We start from the raw sequence: 8,495 nt of genomic DNA, 5'->3' as shown, positions 1-8,495 counted from the left end.
TCAACAAAGGTGAATGTCCAACTAATGAATATTTATTCAAATTAATATACATAACTTAATATTAACATTCAACACGTTAATTTTACTTTTTGAATATAGCGATGTAGAAAGACAGATTAAATCCCACTTTATACATAAAAGCGGGATATGAAGCTAAACTGTAACTATATACAGTACACCTTTAAAATTAATAAGGAATGATGATGAAATCTGAATTTCTCTCGCATATCAAAGAAACCATGTGGACACGACGCTACGCAAAACGCACTATTGAGTCTTATTTATATTGGATTAAAGCGTATATTATCTTTATTGGAAAAATACATCCAAACGATTGCCATGATAAAGAAGTTGAACAATTTCTTAGTTACCTTTCAAACAACTTAAATCTTGCCCCTAAATCTCAAGCGTTAGCATTAAATTCGGTTAACTACTTATATAAGCATATTTTAATAAAACCGCTTAGCCTTGAATTACGTTTTAATAAATCTCGAGTAACGCCGAAACTGCCAACCGTATTAACTGCAGCAGAAGTCAAAGCGCTTTTAACGGCTGTGAATACAAATAACCTGTTACTGTGTCAATTAATGTATGGCAGTGGTTTGCGCTTAATGGAGGCGGTACGTTTACGGGTTCAAGATATCAATTTTGATTATCATTGCATTGAAGTTTGGAATGGAAAAGGGGGTAAGCATCGAACGGTTACATTAGCCCCTGAGTTAACTGAGGCGCTAAAAAATCAAATATCACAGGTAAGCGCTTATTACGTATTAGATATGAAAAATGCTGACTACTCTGGGGTATATTTACCTTTTGCTTTAGCACGAAAATATCCAAGTGCAGCTAAAACATTTAATTGGCATTATTTATTTCCATCAAGTCGATTATCGCTAGACCCTGAAGTCAATAAGTTAAGACGGCATCATATAAATGAATCTGTCATTCAAAAGGCAATAAAAGTAGCGTCAATAAAATCAAATATAAATAAAAACGTAACTTGTCACACCTTACGTCACTCTTTCGCCACTCATCTACTTCAAAGAGGTGCAGACATTCGTACGGTGCAAGAACAATTGGGCCATAGCGACATTAGAACAACGCAAATATACACCCATGTCATAGAGCGAGGTGCAAACGGTGTTACAAGTCCATTATCGGCTTTAATATAGAGGTTACAGCCTACTGGCTATGTTTTAATATTAATAATGGCTCTAAGGACTATTGAATAAAATGTAAATAAATGAACTTATAAGCTAGACAAGTAACGATATTTTTTGAAAAAATTTCGTTCGTATAATAAGGGATGATATAACTGATTCTTGGATTTTTGGATTGAAATCACAGGTAAAAATAAAATAAATTGGCGGAGTGGACGGGACTCGAACCCGCGACCCCCGGCGTGACAGGCCGGTATTCTAACCAACTGAACTACCACTCCGCGTATTTATTTCTGTAAATTTTAAAAGGATTTACAACCTTTGAAACAATTGGCGGAGTGGACGGGACTCGAACCCGCGACCCCCGGCGTGACAGGCCGGTATTCTAACCAACTGAACTACCACTCCACACATCTTGCTTCTGTAAATTTTGAAAGGACTTACAACCTTTGAAACAATTGGCGGAGTGGACGGGACTCGAACCCGCGACCCCCGGCGTGACAGGCCGGTATTCTAACCAACTGAACTACCACTCCACACATCTTGCTTCTGTAAATTTTAAAAGGACTTACAACCTTTGGATTAATTGGCGGAGTGGACGGGACTCGAACCCGCGACCCCCGGCGTGACAGGCCGGTATTCTAACCAACTGAACTACCACTCCGCATATTAATCGCTGCTTTCAACACAACTCGTTGAATGCGGCGGAATAATACGGTTAAGATTCGATGCCGTCAACCAGTTTTTTACATTCATTTGTTTATATGTCTAATTGATGAACAATCCGGCGTTTTTAACAGCAACAACCCATAATAAAATACCATTAAGCCATTTTATTTACGCTTTTTACGTCGTATAAAAATAAACATCAATGCGGCAATTATGATCACTAAGGTGTTTCCGCCAACAATATACAAAAGTGTTGCTTGTTGTTTGTTGGCAACTTTAGCTTCTTGCGTTGCTTTTACTTGCGCAAGCTTTTCAGCTGCTATCGCTGCATTAGTGATTGCTTGTGCACTTTTTTGCTCCGAGGTTAAGTTATGAGACCCGCGGTTACCCCCTAAGATACCTGCTTCAGGTAAGTGGTCAACATTAAAAGTAAACTCAGGTAATATTGCTTGAAACTCTCTGCCATTTTTAATATCACCAAACACCCTTACTTTTATACGGTGCACTCCAGGCTCGGTAAAGGCAATTGTATGCGTACGGGTTCGCCCTTGCTCTTGCACTACAGTAAAAGGTTCTACTTGTTGATCGGGAAAAGTCACTTTGCCTTGCATGAGCATACTGTCAGCGTTGACCAAGCTATCATCAATAGTAAAGGTAACCACATGTGTCTTATTTTCACCTTGGTTTGTCACTACTGATATGCTGATGGGGTTTTTCTGCACTACAATCGGCTTTTGTCGTAACTCTCTTGTGATCATAGGCATTTTAACAATATAAATAGGTTGCCACTCGCCTGGGGCAAAATCCAACTCCAGTTCACCGGTAAACAGGCTGTCATTGGCATGTTCGTCTAAGTCTCTGCCGTTATCACGAAATGAAGCTAGTTGAATCGGCGCTGCGCCAAAATTGTCGAAGGCCGAGTTATTTGTACTAAAAAAATCAACATTAAGTGTTAATACGTCTTGAAATAAAGGGTCGTCAATGAGCAAGTCACCATTAAATAAGCGCGCTACCACTTTTAATGTTTCACCCTGTAAAATAATTTCGGGTAGTGGTGTCACTTCTAATCTAATTTCTGATAACACCATAATTTTACTGTTGGCTTGTACCTGTCCTATCACTTGCCATGGACCAATCATGGGTGATTTTATCTTGAGCATATCGAAGGTTTGATCATCAAACCATTGCACTTTGTCTTCAGGGTAATTATTGATGTTTAGTTTTGAACCATCGGGGCGGATAAGAATAATGGGTTTTGCGCCTCTGCGGCGATAAAATATCAGTGTTACTTCATCGAGTTGTTCGTCAATACGAAAGCGATTGTCAAAATAAGGGATTTGATTGGTGGCGCTATCATCAACATATTCAAGTTCAGCGGGTATTTGCTGTGCATTTGCGCTTAAGCTAAACATTAGTGCCATTATCACCTTAGCAAAGCGTGCTATGAATAATGCTGGGGTGTTAAACAAAGCTATTTTTGCTTTGCTTATTTTTGTTGTCTTTATTTCAGCCCTGATTATTTCAACCCTGCTTATTTCAACCATAGTGGCGCAGCCCCTTTGTCATTAACAATAACTAAACGATTTTCGTGCTCAGCTAGTTCATCGGCAGTGGCAACCAAAACCTTTAATTTTTGGTGATTACTATTAACTCTTCGAATGGCGTTAGCATCTTCTGCTTGGCTATCACCTGATTGCAGGTTCAACGTTGCCTGTTTACGGGTCATTTCAATGTAAACAAACGCCAGTAACTGTGCATCTATTAACGCACCATGGTAAGTACGGTCAATTAATTTATCAACCTTATAAAAACGGGCTAAATAATCTAAGGTTTTAGGTGAGCCAAATTCGTCTTTGGCTACTTTTAAAGTATCGGTAATACTACAAATATCGGTTGTTTTAGGCAGGCCTCGCACCATCGAAAACTCATGGTCCATAAAACCAACATCAAACTTGGCATTATGAATAACTAAACGAGCACCTTTAATAAAATTAACAAAATCTTGGCTTACTTGCTCAAACACTGGTTTGTCACGTAAAAATTCGTCGGTTAAACCATGAATATTAATAACTTCTTGGTCCATTACCATTTGTATGCCGCGCACCGTTGGCTTGACATAAACGTGAAATTTTCTGCCAGTTAGCTGACGGTTGATCATTTCTACACAACCAATTTCAACAATACGGTGCCCTTCACGAGGGTTAAGACCTGTGGTTTCTGTATCCAGTATGATCAGCCGTTCGTCTTGTGTATTTTGTTCAATCAATGTCTAACCCTTTAATTTTTGTCATGCCTGTTTTTGCATGGTGGTATGAAGGCTTTTAATGTCACTTTTCAGGTAAAGCTTCAGGAAATTCTGCAATGTTAATGGTAAGTCTTTTACTCAATAAAATATAGACAATGGCGGATATTACCAACGAACAATGTATTAGCAACCAAGTTATCGATTGAAGTTGCCAAATAAAATAGCCTAAAACCCCAATAAGCAAATCAAAAGTTAACGCTACAATGAGCAATACTTTACATTTTCGCCAACAAATACGCACCCAGGCTTGCGCTTTAGGTCGGCGTAAACTTAAAATAAGTACAATAAACAAGCCAATAACACCTGAAGCTAAATTTAAATAAAACAGTGCAGTTTGTGGAAAAACCCACTGAATCATAGCCACGTGATCTCGCATATTAGTCACTGACATGATCCAAATAATATAGGCACGCAATATAAACAGTAAAATAATGTAAATGCCGGGTGCTAATTTTAAGCAGTCAAAACTATCAAAGTGTTTTGGTAAAAATTGGGCGTAATATTTAGCTGACATAAAGCATTACTTATCACTCACGTTTTGCTTAGTGTTTGTTGTATTACTGGCCTTTGCATGCCTAGCAACAGACTCAAGTTCCAAATACTTTTGCCCTAAGGTAATCGCTTTTACTGCTTTTGAGCGAAATTCTCGGTTGTACAAAGTATAAACAACAAATAAGCTGGCTATCATAAAAATCAATGGATGAAAAAACCAACATAAAGCAGCAATAGAGAAATAATAAGAGCGTAAACCGTAGTTATAAGAATGAGCTGCTTGGTCTTGCACTACGGCCATTTGTTCAGCGTATTTTTTCAAGTTTTCATTCTCACCACTTTGGTCAAACGGACAAGCGCCAATCATGACGTTCACAAAACCATATTGGCGCATTGACCAAGTAAATTGAAAAAATGACAATACAAAAATAAACGCGAGCAAACTGAGCTTTAATTGGATCATGACATGATTAGGAAAGTTAGCATATGGAATTGAGCCAATCACTGACTCAAGACGCTCAACTTGCGCAAATAATGTTAAAACACCCGCTAATATTAACAAGGTAGAGGAAGCAAAAAAGGAAATATTACGTTCTAAATTAGCGAGTAAGGCGGCCTCACTCACCCGAACATCACGACCAATAATTTCATACATCCAATAAATTCTATGTTGATGCAAGCATCTTGCAACACAGTTGGTTGTTTTTGCTTTTTTACGTGCAAATCCGGTATACCCCACCCAACAAATAAAAAAACAGCAAAGCGCGATAACATCAAGCAGAGAAAATGGCATAGTAATTACAAAGACTTATCATTTTTAATAAAGATGAAGTTATTATGCTCTACAATTTTTTAAGATTCGAGCAATTATTCATTAATTCTTCATAATTTCTGAATAGCTTTTGTATGATAATACCAATTGAAATAACGAATTAGGTTACTTGGCTTTATACTGAAAATAGATACTAAATAAAGCTATAAAATAGAATAATAAATTAATCCTATTAACAAGTAACTAGGTAATAAAAATCGCTTTAGCAGCGAAATTAATTGCAAGCTAAATAAGCACCTAAACGTTAAACCTAAAGTAAACTTAAGCAAAACTTAGCCCATTGAATTCCGATGGCGAAAAGGTATTTATTGCTCAATTAACCAATTGACACACTGCCTAGCAATTTAATCTACACATTTTCTATTTTTATACATTATAGCCACACAAACCGATTCAACTATTGACATAGCGCCTCAAAATTAGCGCCCAAACACATCGACCGATACAGCAAAAAATCATCGACCAAACAACTCTCTATCGCAATAAAATCAAGCTATGAATATCACCATAAATAGTGTTATAAGTAACAATATAAATAAGGCCATATATTTATATTGTTACGGAAACCATCATTAACAAAGGTTTTTCTACCAAAACATAAGTTTACATTGCCATTGGTTTGCAAATTTGTAACAATTTGTGAAAAGGAATTCTCGTTAACGTAGAAGTTATTACGTTAAAATATAAAATAATAAAAAAATTGGAGTGGTAAATTTGAAATTTAGTATTCGTGGCCTATCTACACTCGCCAGCGTATTTATACTATTTATACAGCCTAGTTTTGCTCAAGAAAACACCGTAAAATTGGCACAATTAAATATTCCCCATGTCGACCTTAAGTTGGAAGTTGACGGTAAGTTAAATGATGCCATATGGCAGCAAGCCCTTGATGTATCTCTTAATATTGTTAACAGCCCTTGGAACAATAAATCCAGCCCAGTTTCGACAACCGCAAAAATTGTTGAAAATGGCGACTTTCTCTACATCGCTTTTATTGCCCAAGATCCTAACCCTGAATTAATTCAAGGATTTTTAGGTGACCGCGATACTCGCTGGAGAGATGACTTAGTCGGTTTTAAATTAGATACTTACAATAATCGCCGTTTAAACTACGAGTTTTTTGTTAATCCACACGGCGTACAACATGACGCTATTTTCAATGAAATGACCGGCAGTAAAGACGAAGCGTGGGATGGTATTTGGCAATCAGCTGGTAAAATAACGAATACTGGCTATCAAGTTGAAATTGCGATTCCCTATCATATTTTAAATTTTGACGACAATGATAATGTTAAAACTTGGGCAATGGAGTTAGTGCGCTTATACCCACGCGATACACGCTTGCGGATATCCCACATTGAACTTGATCGCGACGATGCTTGTTGGTTATGTCAAATCCCAGAAATAACCGGATTTAAAGACGCTAAAGCCAGCAAAGATATTATGATAACGCCAACCTTAGTCGCTAACAAAAGCGAAAGTCGTGAAATATTTGCGCCAAAAACAGATTGGCAAAGTGAAAATGATATTGATGCCGGTTTAGATCTACGTTGGGGCATTAATGCCAACACCTTATTAAATGTTACCGTCAACCCCGATTTTTCTAATGTTGAGTCAGATGCCGGTCAGTTAAGTGTTAATAAAACCTTTTCATTATTTTATGATGAGAAACGTCAGTTTTTTGTTGAAAATTCAGAATATTTTTCCAGTAACTTTGATCTTGTCTACACGCGAAACATTGCCGACCCCGAATACGGCGCTAAACTCACTGGCACCCAAGGCCAACATAGTTATGGCGCATTCATGACCAATGATACGCAAACCAATATTATTCTGCCTGGTAATACTGGCTCAAAATTAATTTCATTAGATGAAAAGAGTGAATCAGGGGCAATAAAATATCGCTATGATGTGAACGACGATTTATCTCTTGGTGTTATTAGCACGTTACGCCAAACTGATAGTTATCATAATTTTGTCTCAGGGCTTGATTCAAAATATCGTCTCAATGACTCAAACTCATTCCAAGCACAAATATTGGTGGCGGATACTAAAGACTCAGCACAATTTACCGACAGCGGCCAAGCAGAAAACTTTAACGACCATGCCTTTAAAATTCAGTATAAACATGATTCTGAATATTGGCAGGTGTTTTCAGAACATCAAGAAATAGGCAAAAAATTTCGTGCTGATTTAGGTTTTATGCCACGTGCTGATTATCAAAAGAGTAACGTGTTGGTTAATCGTTTTATCTATGGCGAGCCTGACAGTGCTTGGCAAAAAATGAAGTTTGCTGGCCAATGGCAAATATTGCACAATGAAAACGGTGAGTTATTAGAGCGTTCAGTCTCTTCGAGCTTCAGTATTGATGGACCAATGCTATCAGTGTTTGATGCAAAGCTGGTGAGCGCTGATAAAATTGGCTTACGTCGTCATGAACTAGATTTTAGTTTACCTATGGATAACAGCATTGACGGTAACACCCAGCGTTTCCAAGAAAATCAGCTCATTATCTATGGTTATATTCAGCCAACAGCGCAATTTTCCACTGAGCTTGAATTCACCATTGGCGATAAAATTGATTATGTTAATGACCGAGTTGGTGATATTACAGAGCTTTATGGCTACATAAATTATAACGTTAATAAACATTTAGAGTTTGAGCTTTCGCACACCTACAGCGATTTAGAGGCCGATAATGCCAAGGTGTTTACCGAAAACTTAACTGAACTTCGTGTTTCATATCAGTTTAATATTTATAGCTATGTGAAATTAAATGTTGTTTACACCGATATTGATTTCAATCTAGATAATAATCCCAGCGCCTATTCAGTAAAAGATAACAAGTTATCAACACAACTAATTTATGCTTATAAGATAAACCCACAAACCGTGTTTTACTTGGGCTATTCAGATAATAGTTATCAAGATGATAGATTGAAAAACTTAACGCGAGATCAACGTACCATTTACAGTAAAATTAGTTATGCATGGTTGCCATAAGTATTAATACCAGCAGCTTAAATTAATCTTAATCACA

Annotated in this window: 6 protein-coding genes and 4 tRNA genes; 2 read left to right on the top strand and 8 right to left on the bottom strand. The window is 37.2% G+C overall.

Translation table 11 applies throughout. The features are described from left to right. Nucleotides 1-203 precede the first annotated feature (203 nt). Complete coding sequence (locus H4J54_RS16870) at nt 204-1,169, top strand: integron integrase (RefSeq protein WP_182192151.1); 966 nt, start codon at nt 204-206, stop codon at nt 1,167-1,169. Nucleotides 1,170-1,361: 192 nt separating this feature from the next. Here the strand turns inward: H4J54_RS16870 and H4J54_RS16865 are convergent. The 8 genes from H4J54_RS16865 to H4J54_RS16830 all read right to left on the bottom strand — a co-directional run bounded on the left by H4J54_RS16865 (nt 1,362) and on the right by H4J54_RS16830 (nt 5,416). Further along, a tRNA-Asp gene (locus tag H4J54_RS16865) sits at nt 1,362-1,438 on the bottom strand. A gap of 50 nt (nt 1,439-1,488) precedes the next feature. Further along, nucleotides 1,489-1,565: transfer RNA gene (locus tag H4J54_RS16860), tRNA-Asp, on the bottom strand. 51 nt (nt 1,566-1,616) lie between these two features. Next, nucleotides 1,617-1,693: transfer RNA gene (locus tag H4J54_RS16855), tRNA-Asp, on the bottom strand. Nucleotides 1,694-1,744: 51 nt separating this feature from the next. Further along, a tRNA-Asp gene (locus H4J54_RS16850) sits at nt 1,745-1,821 on the bottom strand. A 169-nt stretch (nt 1,822-1,990) separates the two neighbouring features. Then, the gene (locus H4J54_RS16845) at nt 1,991-3,247 is read right to left on the bottom strand and encodes a TIGR03503 family protein (protein ID WP_182192150.1); all 1,257 of its coding nucleotides are present in this window, start codon (nt 3,245-3,247) and stop codon (nt 1,991-1,993) included. A gap of 110 nt (nt 3,248-3,357) precedes the next feature. Further along, nucleotides 3,358-4,092 (bottom strand): DNA polymerase III subunit epsilon, encoded by a 735-nt coding sequence (gene dnaQ, locus H4J54_RS16840; RefSeq protein ID WP_220464188.1) that lies wholly within the window; start codon nt 4,090-4,092, stop codon nt 3,358-3,360. Between the two features lie 61 nt (nt 4,093-4,153). After that, nucleotides 4,154-4,645 carry a DUF2919 family protein gene (locus H4J54_RS16835; protein ID WP_182192149.1) on the bottom strand — a complete coding sequence of 164 codons (492 nt, stop codon included), beginning with the start codon at nt 4,643-4,645 and terminating at the stop codon, nt 4,154-4,156. A gap of 6 nt (nt 4,646-4,651) precedes the next feature. Further along, nucleotides 4,652-5,416, bottom strand: a complete 765-nt coding sequence (locus tag H4J54_RS16830) for a DUF599 domain-containing protein (protein ID WP_182192148.1) — start codon at nt 5,414-5,416, stop codon at nt 4,652-4,654. 753 nt (nt 5,417-6,169) lie between these two features. Here H4J54_RS16830 and H4J54_RS16825 point away from each other — a divergent pair. Further along, entirely contained in the window at nt 6,170-8,458 is a 2,289-nt protein-coding gene (locus tag H4J54_RS16825) for a carbohydrate binding family 9 domain-containing protein (protein ID WP_182192147.1), read from the top strand. Nucleotides 8,459-8,495: the final 37 nt, after the last annotated feature.

The organism is Colwellia sp. MB3u-8 (genome assembly GCF_014076985.1).
GTDB lineage: Bacteria > Pseudomonadota > Gammaproteobacteria > Enterobacterales > Alteromonadaceae > Cognaticolwellia.
The sequence above is the reverse complement of the archived record's forward strand: the minus strand, read 5'-3'. Positions and strand labels throughout refer to the sequence as shown.

What these genes read in the sequence shown, in the direction of transcription:
- H4J54_RS16845 (WP_182192150.1), bottom strand. Translation starts at nt 3,247, where the DNA reads ATGGCACTAATGTTTAGCTTAAGCGCAAATGCACAGCAAATACCCGCT.
- H4J54_RS16870 (WP_182192151.1), top strand. Translation starts at nt 204, where the DNA reads ATGAAATCTGAATTTCTCTCGCATATCAAAGAAACCATGTGGACACGA.
- H4J54_RS16835 (WP_182192149.1), bottom strand. Translation starts at nt 4,645, where the DNA reads ATGTCAGCTAAATATTACGCCCAATTTTTACCAAAACACTTTGATAGT.
- H4J54_RS16830 (WP_182192148.1), bottom strand. Translation starts at nt 5,416, where the DNA reads ATGCCATTTTCTCTGCTTGATGTTATCGCGCTTTGCTGTTTTTTTATT.